19 protein-coding genes are annotated in these 21,997 nt (G+C 66.6%); 13 read left to right on the forward strand and 6 right to left on the reverse strand.

Features of this window, described 5'->3' with window-relative positions; all coding sequences use genetic code 11:
* Nucleotides 1–75 precede the first annotated feature (75 nt).
* Entirely contained in the window at nt 76–1,743 is a 1,668-nt protein-coding gene (locus ON40_RS04870; RefSeq protein WP_040818921.1) for an FAD-dependent oxidoreductase, read from the forward strand.
* Nucleotides 1,744–1,817: 74 nt separating this feature from the next.
* Here ON40_RS04870 and ON40_RS04875 read toward each other — a convergent pair whose 3' ends face one another.
* A complete protein-coding gene (locus ON40_RS04875; protein ID WP_040818923.1) occupies nt 1,818–2,591 on the reverse strand; it encodes an acyl-[acyl-carrier-protein] thioesterase in 774 nt (257 codons plus the stop codon).
* 211 nt (nt 2,592–2,802) lie between these two features.
* Here ON40_RS04875 and ON40_RS04880 point away from each other — a divergent pair, with 211 nt between their 5' ends.
* From ON40_RS04880 to ON40_RS04890, 3 genes are read left to right on the forward strand one after another with little or no spacing between them, the layout of a single operon-like run.
* The gene (locus ON40_RS04880; RefSeq protein ID WP_051192694.1) at nt 2,803–4,656 is read left to right on the forward strand and encodes a serine/threonine-protein kinase; all 1,854 of its coding nucleotides are present in this window, start codon (nt 2,803–2,805) and stop codon (nt 4,654–4,656) included.
* Nucleotides 4,656–6,602 carry a serine/threonine-protein kinase gene (locus tag ON40_RS04885; RefSeq protein WP_051192695.1) on the forward strand — a complete coding sequence of 649 codons (1,947 nt, stop codon included), beginning with the start codon at nt 4,656–4,658 and terminating at the stop codon, nt 6,600–6,602. Before ON40_RS04880 ends, ON40_RS04885 begins: the two co-directional genes overlap by 1 nt.
* Nucleotides 6,599–7,828, forward strand: coding sequence for a DUF7373 family lipoprotein (locus tag ON40_RS04890; RefSeq protein WP_040818924.1), 1,230 nt, complete (start codon nt 6,599–6,601; stop codon nt 7,826–7,828). The genes ON40_RS04885 and ON40_RS04890 overlap by 4 nt, the downstream gene beginning before the upstream one ends.
* A 3-nt stretch (nt 7,829–7,831) precedes the next feature.
* Here ON40_RS04890 and ON40_RS53700 read toward each other — a convergent pair whose 3' ends face one another.
* Nucleotides 7,832–8,971 (reverse strand): lytic transglycosylase domain-containing protein, encoded by a 1,140-nt coding sequence (locus ON40_RS53700; protein ID WP_040818926.1) that lies wholly within the window; start codon nt 8,969–8,971, stop codon nt 7,832–7,834.
* On the reverse strand, nt 8,968–9,255 hold the full coding sequence (locus ON40_RS04900) for a hypothetical protein (protein WP_051192696.1): 288 nt from the start codon (nt 9,253–9,255) through the stop codon (nt 8,968–8,970). The genes ON40_RS53700 and ON40_RS04900 overlap by 4 nt, the downstream gene beginning before the upstream one ends.
* Nucleotides 9,256–9,395: 140 nt before the next feature.
* Between ON40_RS04900 and ON40_RS04905 the strand changes: the two genes are divergently transcribed.
* Both ON40_RS04905 and ON40_RS04910 read left to right on the forward strand, forming a co-directional pair.
* Entirely contained in the window at nt 9,396–10,370 is a 975-nt protein-coding gene (locus ON40_RS04905) for an NADPH:quinone oxidoreductase family protein (protein ID WP_040818927.1), read from the forward strand.
* A 132-nt stretch (nt 10,371–10,502) separates the two neighbouring features.
* Entirely contained in the window at nt 10,503–11,618 is a 1,116-nt protein-coding gene (locus ON40_RS04910) for a winged helix DNA-binding domain-containing protein (protein ID WP_040818928.1), read from the forward strand.
* 8 nt (nt 11,619–11,626) lie between these two features.
* Here ON40_RS04910 and ON40_RS04915 read toward each other — a convergent pair whose 3' ends face one another.
* Complete coding sequence (locus ON40_RS04915; RefSeq protein ID WP_040818930.1) at nt 11,627–12,142, reverse strand: Lrp/AsnC family transcriptional regulator; 516 nt, start codon at nt 12,140–12,142, stop codon at nt 11,627–11,629.
* 136 nt (nt 12,143–12,278) lie between these two features.
* On the opposite strand from ON40_RS04915, the gene hppD reads away from it, so the two are divergent.
* The 7 genes from hppD (at nt 12,279) to tuf (ending at nt 19,305) form a co-directional block, all read left to right on the forward strand.
* Nucleotides 12,279–13,469 carry a 4-hydroxyphenylpyruvate dioxygenase gene (gene hppD, locus ON40_RS04920; protein WP_040818933.1) on the forward strand — a complete coding sequence of 397 codons (1,191 nt, stop codon included), beginning with the start codon at nt 12,279–12,281 and terminating at the stop codon, nt 13,467–13,469.
* A 39-nt stretch (nt 13,470–13,508) separates the two neighbouring features.
* Nucleotides 13,509–14,042 carry a DUF3558 domain-containing protein gene (locus tag ON40_RS04925; RefSeq protein WP_040818935.1) on the forward strand — a complete coding sequence of 178 codons (534 nt, stop codon included), beginning with the start codon at nt 13,509–13,511 and terminating at the stop codon, nt 14,040–14,042.
* A gap of 8 nt (nt 14,043–14,050) precedes the next feature.
* Entirely contained in the window at nt 14,051–14,587 is a 537-nt protein-coding gene (locus ON40_RS04930; protein WP_040818936.1) for a DUF3558 domain-containing protein, read from the forward strand.
* A gap of 292 nt (nt 14,588–14,879) precedes the next feature.
* The gene (gene rpsL / locus ON40_RS04935; protein WP_014353064.1) at nt 14,880–15,254 is read left to right on the forward strand and encodes a 30S ribosomal protein S12; all 375 of its coding nucleotides are present in this window, start codon (nt 14,880–14,882) and stop codon (nt 15,252–15,254) included.
* 1 nt (nt 15,255) lies between these two features.
* A complete protein-coding gene (rpsG, locus tag ON40_RS04940) occupies nt 15,256–15,726 on the forward strand; it encodes a 30S ribosomal protein S7 (RefSeq protein WP_040818938.1) in 471 nt (156 codons plus the stop codon).
* A gap of 186 nt (nt 15,727–15,912) precedes the next feature.
* On the forward strand, nt 15,913–18,015 hold the full coding sequence (gene fusA / locus ON40_RS04945; RefSeq protein ID WP_040818940.1) for an elongation factor G: 2,103 nt from the start codon (nt 15,913–15,915) through the stop codon (nt 18,013–18,015).
* Nucleotides 18,016–18,114: 99 nt separating this feature from the next.
* On the forward strand, nt 18,115–19,305 hold the full coding sequence (tuf, locus tag ON40_RS04950; protein WP_040818943.1) for an elongation factor Tu: 1,191 nt from the start codon (nt 18,115–18,117) through the stop codon (nt 19,303–19,305).
* Between the two features lie 77 nt (nt 19,306–19,382).
* Here the strand turns inward: tuf and ON40_RS04955 are convergent, their stop codons facing one another.
* Nucleotides 19,383–20,834: a hypothetical protein gene (locus ON40_RS04955; RefSeq protein ID WP_040818946.1), complete on the reverse strand. Its 1,452-nt coding sequence runs from the start codon at nt 20,832–20,834 to the stop codon at nt 19,383–19,385.
* 109 nt (nt 20,835–20,943) lie between these two features.
* Nucleotides 20,944–21,903 (reverse strand): type IV toxin-antitoxin system AbiEi family antitoxin domain-containing protein, encoded by a 960-nt coding sequence (locus ON40_RS04960; protein ID WP_040818949.1) that lies wholly within the window; start codon nt 21,901–21,903, stop codon nt 20,944–20,946.
* Between the last annotated feature and the right edge of the window lie 94 nt (nt 21,904–21,997).

Raw genomic sequence — 21,997 nt, forward strand, 5'->3', positions numbered from 1 at the left:
TCGGATGTGATGCCCGTCCCGCTCCGAGCCCCGGCGCGGGTACGGCCCCATGATTGTTTCGAGGATCTGCGAGATATGGCCTATGTGATCACGCAGCGCTGTTGCGACGATGCCAGCTGCGTACCCGAGTGCCCGGTCGATTGCATTCGTCCGACTCCGGAGCAACCCGAGTTCGCGACGACCGAGCAGCTGTACATCGACCCCGACACCTGTATCGACTGCGGTGCCTGTGTTGATGCCTGCCCGGTGGAGGCCATCTTCTCCGAGGACGATCTGAGCGCGTCCCTGGCGCGATTCGCCGACATCAATGCCGCGTACTTCCAGCGTCATCCGCTGGAATCGAATTTCGACCCGCTGGTGACTCCGGCGCGTCCGCCGAAGGATCTGGGTACGCTGCGGGTCGCGATCGTCGGGGCCGGGCCCGCGGCCTGCTACGCCGCCGAGGAGTTGCTGCGCCGCGCGGACGTCGAGGTGGAGATGTTCGACCGCCTGCCCACCCCGTGGGGGCTGGTGCGCGCCGGAGTCGCCCCCGACCACCCGGGCACCAAGGGTGTGTCGACCATGTTCGAGAGCGCCTTCCGCCGCGACACCCTGCAGTACCACCTGAATGTCGAGGTGGGTAAACACATATCGCACGAGGAGCTGGTGAACCATCACCACGCGGTGATCTACGCGGTCGGCGCCTCCACCGACCGCCGCCTGGACGTGCCCGGCGAGGATCTGCCCGGCAGCCACTCCGCGACCGAGTTCGTCGCCTGGTACAACGGCCACCCCGACTACGCCGAGCGCACCTTCGATCTGTCGGGCGAGCGCGCGGTCATCGTCGGCAACGGCAACGTCGCGCTGGACGTGGCGCGCGTGCTGACCCTGGACCCCGACGAGCTGGCCAAGACCGATATCGCCGATCACGCCCTGGACGCCCTGCGGCAGAGCAACATCCGCGAGGTCGTGGTGCTGGGCCGGCGCGGCCCGCTGCAGGCCGCTTACACCTCTTCGGAATTCATGGCCCTGGGCCATCTGAAGGGCATCGACGTCATCATCGATCCGGCCGAGCTGGAGCTGGATCCGGAAAGCCAGGCGCTGCTGGACGATCCGGACATCGAGCCCTCACTGCGGCTGAAATACGAACTGGCACAGGAGTATGCGGCCGAGACGCCGGATCCGGCCAACAAGCGCATCGTCTTCCGCTACCTGACCTCGCCCACCGCGGTTACCGGCGACGACCGCGCCGAGGCGGTCGAGATCGTGCACAACGAGCTGGTCGTCGAGGACGGCCGCGTGGTGGCGCGGGCGTCGGATCGCACCGAGACGCTGTCCGCCGCACTGGTATTGCGGTCGATCGGCTACCGCGGCCAGCCGGTGGGTGAGCTGCCCTTCGACGAGCGCACCGGCACCATCCCGAACGAGCACGGCCGCGTCGTCGCCGATGGTTCGCATCTGCCGGGCATCTACGTCTCGGGCTGGATCAAGCGCGGCCCGCGCGGGATCATCGGATCCAACCGGGTCGATGCCACCGAGACCGTCGAGCAGTTGCTCGCCGACTTCACCTCGGGCAAACTCCCTGCGCCGCAAGCTGATCGGGCCGCACTGAAGACCCTGCTGGCGCAGCGTCAGCCGGATCTGGTGGACCGCGAGGGCTGGAAGGCGATCGACACCGCCGAACGCACCGCGGGCAAGTCCGGCGGCCGCCCCCGCGTCAAACTCACCACTCGCGAGGACCTGCTCAAGGCCGCCCGGGGGTAGAAGCCCTTCGGGGACAACCGAATCGAATACGCCGGAGGACTCATGCGGAGTCCTCCGGCGTATTTCGTGGTGTCTCACTCCGGCAGTGGCCCGATCCGCACGGTCGTGGTGGTCGTGCCGCCGACCACGAACCACAGCCGCAGGGCGGCGTCCCCGGTGTGATCGCCGGCTTCGATCCGGCTGCGCACGCTGACGTGCTGCCGCGCGAGCACCGGCTCGATGTATTCGATGACCGCCCGATGCGGGCCCGCGACGAGTTTGGGGATGTCGATCAGATAGTGCTCGACGGCCTGCCAGTACACGCTGGTGCTGATGTGGTTGTAGAGGTCGATATCGGTGGCGCGCAACGGGAACGGCAGATCGGTATCCGATTCCGCGGGAGGTAGATCGGTCAGCCACGGCCGCCAGCGCAGCCGGGTCTCGGTGGTGGTGCGGGCCAGGTGGGCCAGGCCCTGATCGCTGATCCGGGTCGGCATATTGGTCGACTCGTTGAGATTGATCCAGAAGCCCTCGGTCTCGATCAGCCCGCCGTTGTCGCTGGTGATCCGGACCCGCATATTCGCCCAGCGGGTCGACATCGCCGAACACCACCGTCGCAGTTCCACCCGGTCCGGCCACAGGATCGGCCGCACCACGTCGATGACGGTGCGGCGCACGATCCACACCGGATCGGTGCGATGGAAGAAGCCGCTCTCCAATTCCTCCCAGGCGACATCCTGCAGATAACGGGCAACGGTATCCAGGCGCACGCGGTTGTACGGATCCACATCGCCGGTGCGGACAGGCCACGACGTGGTGAAGCCGATGCCCTCCCGGGGAAGCGGGGCGAGTGGCTGATCGAGTGACACTGGTGCTCCTCGCGCTGCACGGTGTGCCGCGTTCTCGTGCGGTGCTTCTTGTGAATGACTTTACGGTGCGGGCGGTGCGTCGTTACGCGGAGATGGTCGTACCAGTGCGTAGCGTCTGCCCGTTTTGCCGGGGAATAGCGAGCTCGGGGATGGGCGGTGCGGCGGTCGGCTCGGTACGATGCCGAGAGGTACGGGGAGGGGAGCGACCGCGATGGAGCCGTTGGGGCCGAATGATCCGCGCAGCGCCGGGCGACATCGGCTGCTCGCGGTGATCGGGCAGGGGGCGATGGGGCGGGTGCTGCTGGGGCGGGCGCCGGACGGGCGGCTGGTCGCGGTCAAGATGGTGCACCGTCATCTCGCGCGGAGCCCGGAGTTCCGGGAACGTTTCCGGATGGAAGTGCAAGCGTCGCAACGGGTTACCGGCGCATACACCGCCGCGGTGATGGATGCCGATCCCGAGGCTCCCGAGCCCTGGCTCGCCTCGATGTACGTCCCCGGAGCATCGCTGCAGCAGGCCGTCGAGCAGTTCGGGCCACTGCCGCTGGGCGGCCTGCGGCTGCTCACCGCGGGTCTGGCCGCGGCCCTGCTGGAGATCCATCGGGCAGGGATGATTCACCGGGATCTCAAGCCCGCCAACGTCCTGCTCGGCGCGGAAGGCCCCCGCGTCATCGATTTCGGCATCGCCCGAGCCCTCGAGACCCAGACCCAGCTGACCTCCACCGGATCCCTGATCGGCTCACCCGCCTTCATGTCGCCCGAACAGGCCGAAGGATACGAACTGACCACGGCCAGCGACGTGTTCTCGGTCGGCGGGATGCTGGTGCTGGCGGCCTCGGGACAGAATCCGTTCAGCGGTGCGTCCACACCGCAGACGCTGTACAACGTCGTGCACGGTCGTGCGGATACCAGCGCGGTGCCCGCGGTCCTGCGCCCGGTCGTGGACGCGTGCCTGGCGAAGAATCCGGCGCACCGGCCGACAGCGGAACAACTGCTGGGTGCGGTGGAGTCGGTGTCGGCGCGGGCCGCATGGCCGTCCGAGGTGCAGCGGGCCATCGCCCGGGACGTGGCCGAGGCCCGACGGTGGGACGAACTGGACGGGCAGTCGCCCGAACCCGCGGGCCGGGGACGTCGGCGCTGGGCGATCGCGGCGGCTGTCGTGGCCGTCGTCGTGGCCGGTGGCGCGGGAGTTCTCGCGCTGACACACGGTAGGTCCGCCGTGCCGGATCCACTGGCGCACCGGACCCTGGCGTTATCCGATGATCAGCTGCGCCTGGTCGACACCTGCCGATTGCTGGACGCGGACGTCATCGGCTCGCTGGGGCAGCCCGCACAGCCGGTGCCGACGAATTCGTCCGTGTGCGCGGCGAAGGTGACGATGTCCGACGGTCGGCAATCGACGATGACGGTCGGCGTGGGGGTTGCCGCACCCGCTGCCGAGCGGACCGCGGATTCGCTCGCGGGCCAACCTGTTCTCGACACCACCGCGGGCACCCGATCCTGTGGCCGGGCAGTCCCGGCGGGGACACAGTCGAAGGTGGCGGTGGAGTTCACGGTCTCCGATGTCGACGGTGCTGCGTGCACGGCCGCGATGTCCGGGTTGAAGGCGACACTCACTCGTCTGGTGACGAATTCGCCCACCGCATCGCTGTCGAGGCAGTCCGTTGTGCGGGTGGATCCGTGCACCGCGGTGGATTCCTCGGTGATCGGCGCGGCCGTGGGCTCGGGCGTTCCCGCAGCGAAGATCGACGTGCACACCTGCCAGTGGCAGGGGGCGGCCCTGGGCGTGAAATTGCAGACCACCGAGACCGCGCGCCTGGACAACGATCCGAAATATCAGCAGGTCAACATCGGTGGCGAGATTCAGCTCGCACCGCATCAGGCCGCACGTCTGGTCGACGCCGACGGCACCTGTTCGACCTACCTCATGGTCCAGCCGACCACCGGCGGTCGCGGGGAGACGATCGCGGCGATCGCCCATCCCGCCACGTCGGCATCTTCCGGAAAAGCCTGTGGCGCAACCGAATCGGTGATCGGTTCGGTGCTCGAGCGATTGGGTTACACCTGATGGTCACACGATTGGAGGCCGGTGATCCGGCACGGATCGGGCGATACCGGCTGCTGGGGCAGCTCGGTGCCGGGGGGATGGGGCGCGTACTGCTCGGCGTCGGTCCCGACGGACGTCTGGTCGCCATCAAACAGGTCCATGCGCACCTGGTGACCGAGCGGGATTTCCTGCCGCGATTCCGGCGCGAGGTCCAGACCTCGGCGCGGGTGTCCGGCGCCTATACCGCGGCGGTCGTCGATTTCGATGTCGACTCCGAATCTCCTTGGCTGGCTTCGGTTTTCGTCCCAGGCGTGCCATTGGACCGAGCGGTCGAGCAGTATGGCCCGCTCGGGTCGGAACAGATCCGCACGCTCGCGGTCGGTCTGGCCTCGGCCCTGCAGTCCATTCACGGCGCCGGGCTCATTCATCGAGATCTCAAGCCGGGTAACGTCATTCTCGCCGAGGACGGTCCCCGGGTGATCGACTTCGGCATCGCCCGCCTCGTCGACGAGCGCTCCGATCTGACCCACACCGGATCCATCATCGGCTCACCGGCGTTCATGTCCCCCGAACAGGCGCAGTCCGAACCGCTCACACCGGCCGGCGATGTGTTCTCGCTGGGTTCGGTCCTGGTGATGGCGTCCGCCGGGGCGAGCCCGTTCGCGGGTAACTCGATGCCGCACGTGCTGTACAAGATCGTCAACACGGACCCGGACCTGTCCGCGCTGCCGCCGGAAATCCGCGAACTGGTCGTCCCCTGCCTGAACCGGGATCCCGCCGCGCGGCCCACTCCCGCGCAGATCCTCGATTTCCTGGGATCGCTTCCGCCGCAACAGCAACCGTGGCCGCTGGCCGTGCATCGGGCGATCTACGAGCAGTCCCGGGAACTCTCGGCGCTGGTCTCCGACCCGGAGGCGACGCAGATTCCCGGCACCGACCAGTCGAGGGTCCCCGAACCGCCGGGAGCCGACTTCGACCGGCGCGTGGGGCAGTTTCTCGTGGCATCCCAGGCGGCCGAGACGCAGCGTCGCCGGCGTTTGCTCGCGGGGGCGTTGGCGGTCGTCGTCATCCTGGTGGGCGCGGTGATCGGCGGCGTATACGCGTTCGGCGGCAGCGATGGTTCCGCATCCGCCGGACCCAACCCGCTCGCCGGGCTCAACCTCACCGCGCTGCGCTCGCTGGATATGTGCGCGGTCATGAAGGATCCGCTGGTGCCCTCGTTGGGACAGTGGACCACATCGCCGGCCTCGCAGCAGTGGGGCAGATGTAGCGGACAGGCCGGGGGATACGAGTTCGATCTGGACGTCCAACGCACCGCCGCCTATCGAAACAGCGGTCGTACGGTGAACGGCGTGCCGGTTCTCGAGCCCACCGGACCCGTGGACGGAGGGTGCGGCCGGGCGCTGACCCCGGCCACGATCGATCCGCAGTTCGGGATCACGCTCACCGTGAAGAGCGGTAAGTCGGCGGATCAGCGGTGCGTGGTAGCCGATGAGGCCCTGGGCCGCTTGGTCACCGATGTGGAGCACGGGCCGCGGCTCGCGGATGTCCGGAACTCGCTGGCACATCACGACCCCTGTGCGCTCGTCGATCCGGACGAGACCAAATTGTCGATCGGAGACAAGGTCCGCGGCACCCCGAATCTGCTGCATTCCTGTGACTGGGTCGGCACGAACACCCTGACCGTGGCCTTCGAACATACGAAGCCTTTCGCTTCGCCCGCCCATCCGATCCACATCGATTTCGGCGGTGGCAACGTGGTCGATGCCGACGGCGCCGAATTGAACAGCACTGTCTGCGTCCGGCGTGGCGTCTATCGGACGGTCGCCGACGACGACGTCGAAGCGGTGACCGTCCAGGTCACGACCCCGACGGCCGGTATCGGCACGGCACAGGCGGGCAAATGTCTGACCGCGCAGACGACCCTGAACCATATTCTCGACGACCTTCCGGCGGTGATGCGATGAGTTCGTACGTGGGTCGGCTGGTTCGAGCACTGGGTGCGTTCGCCATGGTGACACTCGTGGCCGGGTGTTCCTCGGTGCTCCATCCGAATGCGGTTGCGGGAGAAGTGGATGTGCGCACCCTCGACATCGATGCGGACTCCTCGACGAGACCTCCCACTCTGCCGAGCTACCTGGGTATTCGCGGTTATGCGCAGTTGGAGGCCGCCAGGCTGGCCGATGCCGTGCTGAGTCCCTACGAGGTGGAGCCGAAATATTTCTGGGGTGCTGCCGCCAGTGCACAGGTCACGCCGGAGTCGGTCACCCAATATCTCGCCGATCCCGTGGTGAAAGTGCTGTACGACAACGGATTCGTCGTGGGATTCTCGACCGGTGCGGCGGATTCGGTGACACCGCTGACCAAAGCCGTCTACGGAACCCATGATCATGAGGGCATCCGGGTGACGGTACTTCGCTTTCCCGACGCCGCGTCGGCCCGTTCCGCCGCCCAGCAGACGGACGCCGTCGACATGGCGCTGAACCCGCAGAACACACCGGTGAAATTGCCGAAATACGCCGATGCGTTCGCGCATTGGCGTCCCACGGTTCCCACGCTGGGCAGCACGCTCGCCCACGGTGTGTTCGTCGTGAATATCCTCGCCGACGCACGGACGACGGACCTGACGCGGCTCACCGAGATGACGCAGCAATATCTCGCCGCGGAACTGCCCGTGCTGGACAAGTTCGTTCCGACACCGGCGGAGAAAATCCCTACGCTGCAGCAGGATCCGGACCACATCCTGGTGCGAACCCTGCACGAGGGCGCGGCGGCGTCCCCGCCCGACGGCGGCAGCGAGATCGTGTACACCCTGCGGGCCTATCTGAATTACGTGCAGGATCAGGGCACGAGATATCCGGTGATGCGCCGTGCGGGGATCGACCGTGTCGCGGTCGCCCCGGCGGCTTATGTGTTCAGAGCTCGTGATTCCGCCGCGGCCGTGCAGTTCGTCGCCGACTCGGCTCATCTGGGTGATGCCGATGCCCGACGCGATGTCGACCCACCCGAAGGGGTGCCGAACACGATGTGCGTCGAGAACTACACCGCGCCCGCGGCAGCCCGGTTCCGTTGCTTCGTCGCGTATCGACGCTATGCGGCACTGGTTCTGGGACAGCAGCTCTGGCAGACCCAGCAGCGAGCCGCGTCGCAGTACGCGCTGCTGGCCAATGCGCAAGCCACGCTACCGAATTGAACGTCAGTAGCCGACGTAGGCGCCACCGTGGCGAACGGCGACCACGCCCGGAACATCGCTCAGCGAACCGTATCTGTTGATCGCGTATCTGCTGGCCGCCACGATGTTGTCGACCGGATTCAAGATATCCGTATGGCCTGGTACCGCATAGGAATTGAAGGTGCTGTCGATGGTCTGCATGAGCCCCTTCGACGGGTGCCCGGCCGCGGCATTGCTGTCCCAGTCGTTGACGATCGACGGATTTCCGCCCGATTCGTGCTCGATGATCGTCGCGATGGCCTTGTCGTCGATCTGATCGGCCGGAACGCCTTCCTGGATGAGGATTTCTCGTGCCTGGGCGATCCACTCGGCGACATTCCCGGACGGTTGCGAGAGATTGGATTCGTTGCGGTCGTTCATCGAGGCATTGCTGTAGTGGCTGCTGCCGTTGTGCGATGACGTGCCGTTGCTGTGCGAGGTATTACTCGTCGACTGATAGTGCGGCGTAGCGGAATTCGAGCTGAGCGAGGCGGGGCTGGTGTTCGCCGGGGCGGAGGGCGCCGCGGTGACGCCCAGTTTCGGGTCACCGAGTCCGGCATAGGCCGCGTCGACTTTTCCCTTCGCGGTGTTCACCGCAGTGATGAGATCGGTGGCGGCGGACTCGGCCTGCGCGAGTGCGCCCGTGATCTTGGACTGATGGTTGGCGGCCAGCAGATCCTGGAAGCATTTCTGCCAGGTTTTCTCGCCGTCGTTCAGGCCCTGCAGTTTGTCGATGTAGTCCTTGCGCTTGGTCGCGGTGACCACGCCGTTGTCCGCTATCTCGAACGGATCCGGGGGTGTTGCTTCCGGGCCGGTCGGATGCAGTGCGGGTTCGCGTGCGTCCAGGACCGCCTGCCGGGTATTGGTCAGGTTCTCGACGTGCGTGCTCAACGCCTTCTGCAGTTCCAGCAGCGCTCCGCTCACCGCCGAGGCCCGGGTCTTCTCGGTGCCCATGCGGGTGCGGGCGGCCTTGGCGGCGTTGCCGTCCCACGTCAGGTTGCTGATCGTGGTGTCGGCGTTGCTGAGGGCCTTGTCCAGGCCCGTGCTGGTGGTGTTGACGGCCGTGCCCGCGGTGGTGATCGCGGCGGGGTTCCATGCCTCGACGTTCGAGATGGTGAGCGTCATGCGTGCATCCCGATCTTCTCCAGGTCGGCGGCGAACTGTTCATCGGTCATCGTGAGCACCTTGCCCGCGTGATCGACCGAGTCCGCGAGTGTGGTCACGCGGTCCGAGATGCGTTGCAGCGCATTGTCGACCGAGGTCTTGGTCTGCTGGCAGGTGTTCTGCCAGTCGGTACCGGGTAGGGCGGTCACCGCGTCGCCGAGGCCGGGATCGAGCTTGCCGATCGCGCCTGCCTCGTCGGTGAGGGCCTTGGCGAAATTGGCCAGCGCTCCGACGTCGACGTTCATCGATGGTTCCGGTGCCAAGACGATCCCCCTTGCTCATGAGTCCAGCGGGCACAAGCGTAGCAAGACATACACCCGTGGACAGCTCGCCGCGAAGACCGGTTAACTTGTTCGGACAGGTGTCGGACGACAGGAGTCGATTCATGCGTGCAGCCCAGGTGAGCAAGCTCGAGGGGCCGGAGTCCATCGAGGTCGTCGATATTCCGGAACCGCAGCCGTTTACCGGTGGGGTGGTGATCGATGTGCACGCGGCCGGTGTGGCCTTCCCGGACGTGCTGATGACTCGGGGGTTGTACCAGCTCAAACCGCAGATGCCGTATGTCGTGGGCGGTGAGGTCGCCGGTGTGGTGCGCTCCGCGCCCGAGGACGCGCATGTGCGGCCGGGTGACCGGGTGGTGGCGTTGACCATGCTCGGCAACGCCCTGGCCGAGGTCGCGGTGACGCCCGTGCAGATGGTGTTCCCGCTGCCGGACAACATCCCCCTCGAGGCCGGCGCGGGCATCGTGTTCAACGATCTGACCGTGCACTTCTGCCTGCGCAACCGTGGCCGTCTGGCCGAAGGCGAGTCGGTGCTGGTGCACGGCGCGGCCGGCGGTGTGGGCACGTCGACGTTGCGGATGGCCGCGGCGCTGGGTGCGGGCCGGGTGATCGCGGTGGTGAGCACGCCGGAGAAGGCCGAGGTGGCGCGGGCGAACGGCGCGACCGACGTGGTGCTCACCGACGGCTGGCTGGCCGCGGTGAAGGAATTGACCGGCGGTCGCGGGGTCGACATCGTGCTGGACCCGGTGGGCGGTGACCGCTTCACCGACAGTGTCCGTTCGCTGGCCGCGGGTGGTCGTCTGCTGGTGGTCGGTTTCACCGCGGGTGAGATCCCGACGGTGAAGGTGAACCGGCTGCTGCTCAAGAACGTCGAGGTGGTCGGTGCGGCCTGGGGTGAATGGGTCACCTCGCACCCGGGCTACCTGCAGGAACAGTGGGCCGAGGTCGGGCCGCTGCTGGCCGCGGGAAAGATCGCCCCGCCCCGGCCGGTGCTGTACCCGCTGGACCGGGCCGCGGATGCGGTTGCGTCCCTGGACAATCGGACCGCCACGGGCAAGGTCGTCGTCACCATCCGCTGAATCGGCGGAGCGAAAGCGTCCGGTCCGGACGTCGTCGCCCCGGCTGCGGCTCGGGGCGACGACGGCGGCATTCGCCGGACCGGGCCGATTCGTCGGATTCTTGTCGGTGCCGACGTTTACGGTGACCGGACCATGAAACTTTCCGATCGCGTCCTGAACCGGACTCTGCTGGCCCGGCAGCATCTGCTGGCGCGCTCGGCGCTGTCCGCGACGGATATGTGCTCGCACCTGGTGGGATTGCAGGCGCAGGATGTTCCGCCGCCGTATGTCGGATTGTGGAGTCGCACGGTCGATTTCGATCCGGCGGCGGTATCGGCGGGGCTGCGGGACCGGTCGTTGGTGCGGATCACGCTGATGCGCGCGACGATCCATCTCGTCACCGCCGCCGATGCGTTGCGGATCGCGCCGCATATCCAACCGGAGCTGGAGAAGATCCCGTTTCGCAAGGGGTTCAACGCCAGCGCGATGGTCGGCCTGGATCCGGCGGAGGTGCGTCGGCGCGGGGAGGCGGCCCTGGGCGACGAGCCGATCCCCGCCGCCGAACTACGGGTGCTGGCGGCCCGGGAATACCCTGATCGCAATCCGTCCGCGGTACTGCAGACCTGGCTCTATCAGCTCCCCGTGCTGCAGACACCGCCCCGCGGACTGTGGCGCAACAACGCCCGGCCGGTGTGGTCTCGGATCGAGTCCTGGCTCGGTGCGCCGCCCGACGATCGATATCCCCTGCCGGAGTTGGTCATTCGCTATCTGACCGCCTTCGGCCCGGCCACCGCGGGCGATATCGCGACCTGGTCGAAACTGACCGGAGTAGCCGAAGTCATTGCGGCACTGGATGATCGAGTCCGCACCTACACCGACGAACGCGGCCGCACGCTGTACGACCGGGCCGATGCCGAACTGGCCGATCCGGATCTGCCCGCCCCGGTGCGGTACCTCGGCTGGTACGACAATGTCTTTCTGTCCCACAAGGATCGGGGCCGCATCATCCCGGCAGGCGTCGCCGCACCACCCGCGCAGTATCGCGGGACGCAGGTCTCCCCGATCCTGCTGGACGGCATGGTGGCGGCCGTCTACAAGATCTTCACCGACCGCGAACGCGCCCGGCTGCGAATCGTGCCCCACCGCATCTGGTCTGCGGCCGAACGTTCCGCGGTCGAAGCGGAAGGTGCTGCGCTGCTGGGCTTTCTGGAGCCCGATCTGTCTCCGAGCATCGAAATCCTGACCCCGGAAGCCGACGTGAAAATCTGATCCGTGCGTCAGCTGTGCCGATATGCGGGGGCCTTACTGGTGCCGGTGGGCGTGAGCGTGCGCAGCAGCGGCAGGGTCCGACTCGGCACGACCGTGGACAGCACGATGACGCTGTGCGAGCGCACCACCGCCGCGCTGCGGTCGATACTCAGCAGCACCGACTGCAACCCGGCATGCGAATCGGCCCCGATGCGGCACAGCACATCCTGCGAACCGGTGGTCGCGTACGCCTCCAGCACGCCCGCGATCGCCTCGAGATCGGCGGCGACGGCGTCGAGCGCACCCTGGGCGATCTCCAGGGTGACGAAGGCCTGTACGTCGAAGCCCGCCGCGGTCACATCGATGTGGGGATCGTAGGAGGCGATCACGCCGGCCTCCTCCATCCGCGCGATCCGCGACTGGACGGTCGCGCGCGCGACGCGGGTGCGGCGCGACAACTCCAGGATTCCGGCCTTCTGGTATTCATGCATTGCGGTCAGGATCGCCAGGTCCAGCTCGTCCAGCCTGGTCTCGGTGCGGCCCATCGGTAGTCTCCACTTCGATCCGTTGTTCTAGACAGATTGTCCAGCATGGACGGTGTTTCGGTGGCGTAATTCGCCATCATGTCTACCGAATTTCCATGATATTGCCTAGATCGGGGACGGGCGATTACCTAGGGGAATGACTACCGAAACCGCGCCGGCGATCACCCGCGAGGAGCCGTCGGACATTCAGCTGATCGGCCTGGTCGAACACGACTCCGCACGCGATCCGTTCCCGGTCACCGGCTGGGACGCACTGGTGTGGGTGGTCGGCAACGCCACCCAGTTCGCGCACTATCTGCAGTCCGCGTTCGGGATGCGGCTCGAGGCGTACTGCGGTCCCGAGACCGGCGTGCGCGATCACAAGGGCTTCGTCCTGCGCAGCGGCAGTGCGCGTTTCGTGGTGACCGGCGCGGTGGATCCGGACAGTCCGCTGGTCGCGCACCACGATCGACACGGCGACGGGATCATCGACGTCGCGCTCGAGGTGCCCGATGTGGACCGCTGCGTCGAGTGGGCGCGGTCGCAGGGCGCGGAGGTGCTGGTCGAACCGCACGAGGACACCGACGAATTCGGCACCGTCCGCTCGGCGACGCTGGCCGCCTACGGCGAGACCCGGCACACGCTGGTCGATCGTTCCCGCTACGCGGGTCCGTATCTGCCCGGATACATCGCCCGCGAATCCGCCTTCGTACCCCGGCACGACGCCCCGGTCCGGTTGTTCCAGGCGGTGGATCACGTGGTCGGCAATGTCGAGCTGGGCCAGATGGATCGGTGGGTCGACTACTACCGCCGCGTCATGGGTTTCACGAACATGGCCGAATTCGTCGGCGACGACATCGCCACGAACTATTCGGCGCTGATGAGCAAGGTCGTCGCGAGCGGCAACCATCGGGTGAAATTCCCGCTGAACGAACCCGCCCTGGGCCGCAAGCGATCCCAGATCGACGAATACCTCGAGTTCTATCGCGGACCGGGCGTCCAGCACATCGCGTTGGCCACCGCGGACATCCTCGGCACGGTCGACATCCTGCGCCGCGAGGGCGTGGAATTCCTCGACACCCCCGACGCCTACTACTCCGATCCCGAACTGCGCGCCCGGATCGGACACGTGCGGGTACCGGTCGAAGAATTGCAGTCGCGCGGCATCCTGGTCGATCGCGACGAGGACGGCTATCTGCTGCAGATCTTCTGCCGTCCGCTCACCGATCGCCCCACCGTCTTCTTCGAACTCATCGAGCGGCACGGCTCACTCGGCTTCGGCAAAGGCAACTTCAAAGCCCTGTTCGAAGCCATCGAACGCGAGCAGGACGCCCGCGGAAACCTCTGACCCGGCAGCCGGACGGCATCAACTACTACACTTCGGCGCATGCGGAGGATGACGTCGGCAATCGTCACGGGGACTGCCATCGCGGCACTGTTGACGGCTTGCGGATCGGGGGGCGACTCCACCAGCGACACCTCGTCGATGCGGCCGCCGATGAAGGTGGCCGCACTGGGGCCGTTCGTCGGGGAGTGCGGCGGTGTCACCGACGACGAGGTGCGCGATATCGGCGGGCTCGGTCAGATCTCGGCGGAGTACAAGAATTCGGTCGGCTGCAACTGGCAGGCGACCGGATTGGACGGTGCGAGCGTCACATTCGCCTCCTATCGGGGCAGCCCGCTGGGCCGGGAGAAGGCGTGGGTGACCGCGCAGGGCCGTAATCCCGAGACCATCGATGTGGGCGGACATGCCGGCTTCCAGGACGCCACCCCGGACGGCAGCATCTGCGATCTGGCGGTGCAGCTCGGTGACGACTTCTTCGAATGGTCCACCTCCAGCGGCCTTTTCGGGACGGCCAACGCCACTCCGTGTGACAAGAACCGCAAGCTCGCCGAGCTGACCGTGCAGCGATTGAAATGAGGAGCTCCATGAAGGCTCGGTCCGTTCTCGTCGCCACGCTCGCGGTGGTCGTGGGTGTGTCGGTCGGCGGATGCGGCAAGACCGTCTCCGGTACGGCCCAACCGGCCGGCGGCGGTGGCGGCATCAACACGAACTTCGACAAACTGCTGCGCGAATGCGATGTGGTGAAGAAGGACGACATCGTGAAGACGACCGGCGCGCAGGACGCGCAGGGTTCGTTCAACGGCGCGGTGTGCATGTGGAGTCTGGCCGGCACGCCCAGCGGCGACGGCATGGTCACGCTGAACTGGTACGAGATGGGATCGCTGACCAACGAGAAGACGACGAACGACAAACTCGGCTACAGCTCCACCAATGTGAACGTGCAGGGCCGCCGCTCGCTGCAGATCCATCGTCCCAACGACAACGACTCGTGCGGAGTGATGACCCCGGCCGCCGACACCGGGATCGTCGGCTGGTGGGTCAACTACCACCCGGGTGGTCACGGCGATCCGTGCACCGCCGCGCAGAAGCTGGTCGAGTTGACGGTGAATCTGGCTCGATGAGGTTCCGATCCGGGCCTGCCGGGCGGTCCCCGGGGGGACCCCTTTTTGCCCCGCGCCGCGCCGACGAGTATCGTGGATCGCTGTGCCCGGAGCGTGCGGGCAAGTTTGTGTGCAGGACGTAAGCCAGCGAAAGCGGCCGAACGTTCAGACATGCCCGAAAATCGGGCCCTGATCTGCGCGCGACACGCCCGACCTCGGGACGCGAGTGACGCGATCCGGGCGAGCGGGTGAAGGCTCGACAACAGACACATGAAGTTCCAGACACCTGGTAACTAACGAGGAAAGCCGGTCTATGCCAACCATCAACCAGCTGGTCCGCAAGGGTCGCCGCGACAAGGTCGCCAAGACCAAGACTGCGGCCCTGAAGGGGAGCCCGCAGCGTCGTGGCGTGTGCACCCGCGTGTACACCACGACCCCGAAGAAGCCGAACTCCGCGCTGCGCAAGGTCGCGCGTGTTCGCCTGACCAGCGCGGTCGAGGTCACGGCCTACATCCCCGGTGAGGGCCACAACCTGCAGGAGCACTCGATGGTGCTCGTCCGCGGCGGTCGTGTGAAGGACCTTCCCGGTGTGCGCTACAAGATCATTCGCGGCTCGCTCGACACCCAGGGTGTGAAGAACCGCAAGCAGGCCCGCAGCCGTTACGGCGCCAAGAAGGAGAAGAGCTGATATGCCACGCAAGGGCCCCGCACCCAAGCGTCCGCTGATCAACGATCCGGTCTACGGGTCGCCGCTGGTCACTCAGCTGGTCAACAAGATCCTGCTGGACGGCAAGAAGTCCACCGCCGAGCGCATCGTCTACGGCGCGCTGGAGCAGGCTCGCGACAAGACCGGCACGGACCCGGTCGTCACCCTCAAGCGTGCGCTGGACAACGTCAAGCCGGCTCTCGAGGTCAAGCCCCGTCGCGTCGGTGGCGCCACCTACCAGGTGCCCGTCGAGGTTCGTCCGGGCCGCGCCAACACCCTGGCGCTGCGCTGGCTGGTGAACTACTCCCGCGCCCGTCGTGAGAAGACCATGGTCGAGCGTCTGGCCAACGAGCTCCTCGATGCCAGCAACGGCCTGGGCGCTTCGGTGAAGCGTCGCGAGGACACCCACAAGATGGCCGAGTCCAACCGGGCCTTCGCGCACTATCGCTGGTGATCCACCACCCGGCCCGCCGCTGACGGTGCCGGGAGGGTTGGTCGCAGCCGGGCGCGGCACTCGCGCGCCGCGTCCGGCGTTGTACAGACAGAACCCCCGACAGAGTCGAATTTCCCGGCTCACCGCCGGGTTGTTCCCGAAAATCCCAACTAGCTGATCGCTACAAGCAGAGCGGGGAAGATTTCCGTGGCACAGGACGTGCTCACCGACCTCCACAAGGTCCGCAACATCGGCATCATGGCCCACATCGATGCCGGTAAGACCACGACAACCGAACGCATTCTCTTCTACACCGGTATCACCTACAAGATCGGTGAGGTCCACGACGGCGCGGCCACGATGGACTGGATGGCTCAGGAACAGGAGCGCGGCATCACGATCACGTCGGCCGCGACGACCTGCTTCTGGAAAGACAACCAGATCAACATCATCGACACGCCCGGACACGTCGACTTCACGGTCGAGGTGGAGCGCTCGCTGCGCGTGCTCGACGGTGCGGTCGCCGTTTTCGACGGTAAAGAGGGCGTTGAGCCGCAGTCCGAGCAGGTCTGGCGGCAGGCAGACAAGTACGACGTCCCGCGCATCTGCTTCGTCAACAAGATGGACAAGCTGGGCGCGGACTTCTACTTCACCGTGCAGACGATCAAGGATCGCCTCGGTGCCAAGCCACTGGTCATCCAGCTGCCGATCGGCGCGGAGAACGACTTCGAGGGCATCGTCGACCTGGTCGAGATGAACGCGAAGGTCTGGAAGGGCGAGACCAAGCTCGGTGAGTCCTACGAGACCATCGAGATCCCGGCCGACCTGGCCGAGCGCGCCGAGCAGTACCGCCAGGAGCTGCTCGAGACCGTCGCGGAGTCCGATGAGACCCTGCTGGAGAAGTTCTTCGGCGGCGAGGAGCTCTCGGTCGAGGAGATCAAGGGCGCCATCCGCAAGATGACCGTCAACTCCGAGCTCTACCCGGTGCTGTGCGGTTCGGCGTTCAAGAACAAGGGCGTGCAGCCCATGCTCGACGCCGTCATCGACTACCTGCCCACCCCGCTGGACGACGGTGGCACCGACGGCATCGTCCCCGGCAAGGAGGACGAGGTCCTGCACCGCAACGCCGACGTCACCGAGCCGTTCGCGGCCCTGGCGTTCAAGGTTGCCACGCACCCGTTCTTCGGCAAGCTGACCTACGTGCGCGTCTACTCGGGCAAGGTCGCCTCCGGCGCCCAGGTCATCAACTCGACCAAGGGCAAGAAGGAGCGTCTGGGCAAGCTGTTCCAGATGCACTCCAACAAGGAGCAGCCGATCGATGAGGCCCAGGCCGGCCACATCTACGCGGTCATCGGCCTGAAGGACACCACCACCGGTGACACCCTGTGCGATCCGCAGAACCAGATCGTGCTCGAGTCGATGACCTTCCCGGACCCGGTCATCAAGGTGGCCATCGAGCCCAAGACCAAGGCCGACCAGGAGAAGCTGGGCACCGCCATCCAGAAGTTCGCGGAGGAGGACCCCACCTTCAACGTCGAGCTGGACCAGGAGACCGGCCAGACCGTCATCGGCGGCATGGGCGAGCTGCAGCTCGACATCTACGTCGACCGGATGAAGCGCGAGTTCAAGGTCGAGGCCAACATCGGTAAGCCCCAGGTGGCCTACCGTGAGACCATCACCAAGCCGGTCGAGAAGCACGAGTACACCCACAAGAAGCAGACGGGTGGCTCGGGTCAGTTCGCTCGCGTCATCATCGCCCTCGAGCCGTTCACCGGCGAGGACGGTGCGACCTACGAGTTCCAGAACAAGGTCACCGGTGGCCGCGTGCCGAGGGAGTACATCCCTTCGGTGGACGCCGGTATCCAGGACGCCATGCAGTACGGTGTCCTCGCTGGTTACCCGCTGGTCAATGTGAAGGCGAGCCTGCTCGACGGCGCCTACCACGAGGTCGACTCCTCGGAAATGGCGTTCAAGATCGCCGGTGCGCAGGCGCTCAAGGAGGCCGCGCGCAAGGCCGGTCCGGTGATCCTCGAGCCGCTGATGGCCGTCGAGGTCACCACGCCCGAGGAGTACATGGGCGATGTGATCGGTGACCTCAACTCCCGCCGTGGTCAGATTCAGGCCATGGAGGAACGCAGTGGTGCCCGTGTCGTCAAGGCGCTGGTTCCGCTCTCGGAGATGTTCGGTTACATCGGTGACCTGCGGTCCAAGACCCAGGGCCGAGCGAACTTCTCGATGGTGTTCAACTCGTACGCGGAGGTTCCGGCCAACGTGTCGAAGGAGATCATCGCCAAGGCGACCGGCGAGTAGTCCGGACGTCAGCACGACCCCGTCTCCGCCCCGCGGGGACGATCCGAAAAACCGCACTGCTGCAACTGCACGCACCAACAAGTCCAGGAGGACACCACAGTGGCGAAGGCGAAGTTCGAGCGGACGAAGCCGCACGTCAACATCGGCACCATCGGTCACGTCGACCACGGCAAGACCACGCTGACGGCGGCTATCACCAAGGTTCTGCACGACAAGTACCCGGACCTGAACCAGAGCTTTGCGTTCGATCAGATCGACAAGGCTCCGGAGGAGAAGGCTCGTGGTATCACGATCAACATCTCCCACGTCGAGTACCAGACCGAGAAGCGGCACTACGCACACGTGGATGCCCCGGGTCACGCCGACTACATCAAGAACATGATCACCGGTGCGGCGCAGATGGACGGCGCCATCCTGGTCGTGGCCGCCACCGACGGCCCGATGCCGCAGACTCGTGAGCACGTGCTGCTCGCCCGTCAGGTCGGCGTGCCCTACATCCTGGTCGCGCTGAACAAGTCGGACATGGTCGACGACGAGGAGATCCTCGAGCTCGTCGAGATGGAGGTCCGCGAGCTGCTGGCCTCGCAGGAGTTCGACGAGGACGCTCCGGTCGTCCGCGTTTCCGGCCTGAAGGCGCTGGAGGGCGACGAGAAGTGGGCCGAGTCGATCATCGAGCTGATGGACGCGGTCGACGAGTCGATCCCGGACCCGGTTCGTGAGACCGACAAGCCGTTCCTGATGCCGATCGAGGACGTGTTCACCATCACCGGTCGTGGCACCGTCGTCACCGGTCGTATCGAGCGCGGCGTGGTCAACGTGAACGAGGACGTGGAGATCGTCGGCATCCGCCCGACCACCACCAAGACCACGGTCACCGGTGTCGAGATGTTCCGCAAGCTGCTGGACCAGGGTCAGGCGGGCGACAACGTCGGTCTGCTGATCCGTGGCATCAAGCGCGAGGACGTGGAGCGCGGCCAGGTCGTCATCAAGCCGGGCACCACCACCCCGCACACCGAGTTCGAGGGTCAGGCCTACATCCTGTCGAAGGACGAGGGTGGCCGCCACACCCCGTTCTTCAACAACTACCGTCCGCAGTTCTACTTCCGTACCACTGACGTGACGGGCGTTGTGACCCTGCCCGAGGGCACCGAGATGGTCATGCCCGGTGACAACACCGAGATGAGCGTCAAGCTGATCCAGCCGGTCGCCATGGACGAGGGCCTGCGTTTCGCGATCCGTGAGGGTGGCCGCACCGTCGGTGCCGGTCGCGTCACCAAGATCATCAAGTAGGACCTGCGCTCAGCAGAGCTACGCGAAAAGGGCCGTTCCCCTCGGGGAGCGGCCCTTTTTCGTTCTGCGGAGGCGTTTCACGCAGAGTCGGAGGCGGCCAGGAGGGCCTCGGCGAATTGACGCATCTGGTCTGCGCCGCCGAACCAGGTCGAGACCAGGTCTACCGCCGCGGTGCGGGTGCGGCGGGCGGCGCGGATGAACTCCTCCAGGGAGACGTCGCCCGCTTCGGCTTTGTCGGCGATGTTCTCCAGGGTGTGGCTGGCCAGCAGCAGGTGCATGATCAGGTGGACGTCGACGTTCTTGGTGACGTCGTCCTGGGCTGGGGTGCGGCGTGTTTCGGCGGCGATGCGTGGCGGGGTGGTCGTGCGGCGGGGTGCGATGGAGTCGGATGTCGCTGCGGTGCTTGTGGTTTCGTCATCCGATGTGACTGCTGCGGCGCGCTCGGCGGCTTTGCGGCTCATTCTGGTGCGCGGCGCAGCCGGAGTAGGCGGAGCGGCGGTCTCGACCGGGTCGGTGAGGTCGGGCGCGGTGAGTCCGGACGTGGTGCGGTTGCGGGCCGTGCGTTCGGGGAGCGCGCTGGAAGCCTTGACGGTCGACGCCGGATCGGGCGCTGTGGAATTCGCTTCCGGTCCGGCAGTCGAGGCGGAACGTTCGGGGAGTGGGGCCGGAGCCGGTGGGACAGCCGGACCGCCGGGGTGGGCGCCGAATTCGGCGGAATTCGGCGGCGTGGTGGATTCGCGCTCGACGGTAGCCAGCAGTGAATTATTGGTGAGGTGGCCGGATTCGGTCGAGGTGAATGCCGAACCGTTGGTCAGGCTGCCGGAACTGCCGGACTTGCGGCGGGCCGGTGGTGGCGAATCGAATTGTGAGTCCAGCAAATTCATGATGGGCTGGCTGTAGACGTAGTCGGACTCCTCGGAATCGGTGAACTGGTGCGGCACTCCGGGAGTTCGCCGAGGTAGGCCGGGGGATTTTTCGGACGGTTCGGTATCTGTGCGGAAAGCGGAATCGAGTGCCGGATTCGGCGGCTTCGGTGCGGTCGGCGCGCTGAATTCGGTTGTCGGAGGCTGATTATTCGGTGCGGGGGGCGGCGATTGGGCCGGGGGTGTGCCCGGCGCTGGATTCGCGCTGCGCGGATCGTCCCCGGCAGGTGCGTCGAACGCGGAGAATGTGGAACCCGTGGGCGCCGAGGGGAATTGGTGGCCGTTCGTGCCGGAGGAATTCTCGGGTTGCCGTCCGCCGTTGGCCATCGAACCGGCTATCGATGTTCCGATATCGGGTCTGATCGCTACCGAATCGGGTGCGGACATCAGCGATTCCGATCGTCCGGTGGCCCATTCCGGAGCGGGATCGGCCGGAGTCCAGCCCACGGCGACCTCCGGACGGCCCAGGCTGCCTCGACCCGGATCGAATCCGGTGAGCGCATTCGTCGATCCCGTCGCCGGTTCGTTGCGCGGATGGGTGAGGCGATACCCCTCCGGGCGCGAACGATTAGGTTCTCCGAAACTGGCGAAATCGGGGTCGGTCATATCGCCATTCTTACCTCCACATCCGTGGTATGCGACCCCGCGGGTCGTCGAATTATCCACAGGCGCACTCGATTCGCTTGGTAGCTGGGAAGATACGGACGGTGTGAAATCATCGGAGCCGGGGTGTGGGAACCCACCGCCCGTGGCGGGTGAGGCGGGCGGCGACTTCGGCGGCGGCGGTGATCCGCCGGGCCATCTCCGCCCGATCGTCGAGTTCGTCCCAGGTCCATCGGGCCGGGATCCAGCCGAGCGCGCGCAGCCGGTCGTCGCGCAGTTCGGCGGCGAATGCGGCCCGTTCGGCGGCCTCGGGGTGGCCGGGGTCGGGGTCGATCGCCGGCCTCGGATCGAAGTCGGCCGCGACGCCGAGTTCGGGGAACAGACAGTCGACGCGGGCGACGAAGCTGTTGTCGGGACTGAGTATTCGGGCCTTCACCTCGGGGGCGGGCAGTCCGGCCGCGGCCATCGCCACTCGCAGACGCGATTCGCCGACACCGGAGCTGCGGCCGTCGAGGAAGGTCAGGACCTGTGCGGCCTGTCGGTAGCCGGGACGCGCCCGCGCGCGATGCAACTGTTCGCGCAGCCGCGTCGCCGTCGTCGCGCCGCGATGCAGCGCCGCGTCACCGGCTGCGACCGCCTGCTCGAAACCCTCGGTGCGGGCGATGTCGAGGATCGTGCGCGCCGCGGTGGTGTAGCGGATGCCCGCCACAGTGACGACCTCGTCGGCCGCGAGTTGCCCGGCGTGCACCACGAGCAAGCGGCCGACCCGCGCGCCGTTGCGGCGGGCGCGGGTGAGATGGGCGCGGTCCAGCCGAATCCGCCAGGTCGGCAGATCGTGCCCGACCAACGCCGAAACATGGCTCACCACCGCGGCATCGGTGGTTGCGGCGATCGTCGCCCGGATCAGCGCTCGATGCCGGTCCACCGCGCTGAGCGTCTCGGCCGGTGCGCTGAGATAGTGCCCGGTCCGGACGCGATGCCACAGGCCGTGCCGGCACAGTCTGCGCAGATCGGAATCCGACAGCCCGGTGGCGAGGGCATCGCGGCGCGAGATCGGTTGCGGGGTTCCCATGCGTCGATCATCGGTGCGCCGAAGCCCTTTCGGACTTGCCTCGGGACGAATGTGGACAACTCGGGGGGTGTGGATAGTTCACCGTCTCGCGGTC

It is taken from the genome of Nocardia jiangxiensis NBRC 101359 (assembly GCF_000308615.1).
GTDB classification, from domain to species: Bacteria; Actinomycetota; Actinomycetes; order Mycobacteriales; family Mycobacteriaceae; genus Nocardia; species Nocardia jiangxiensis.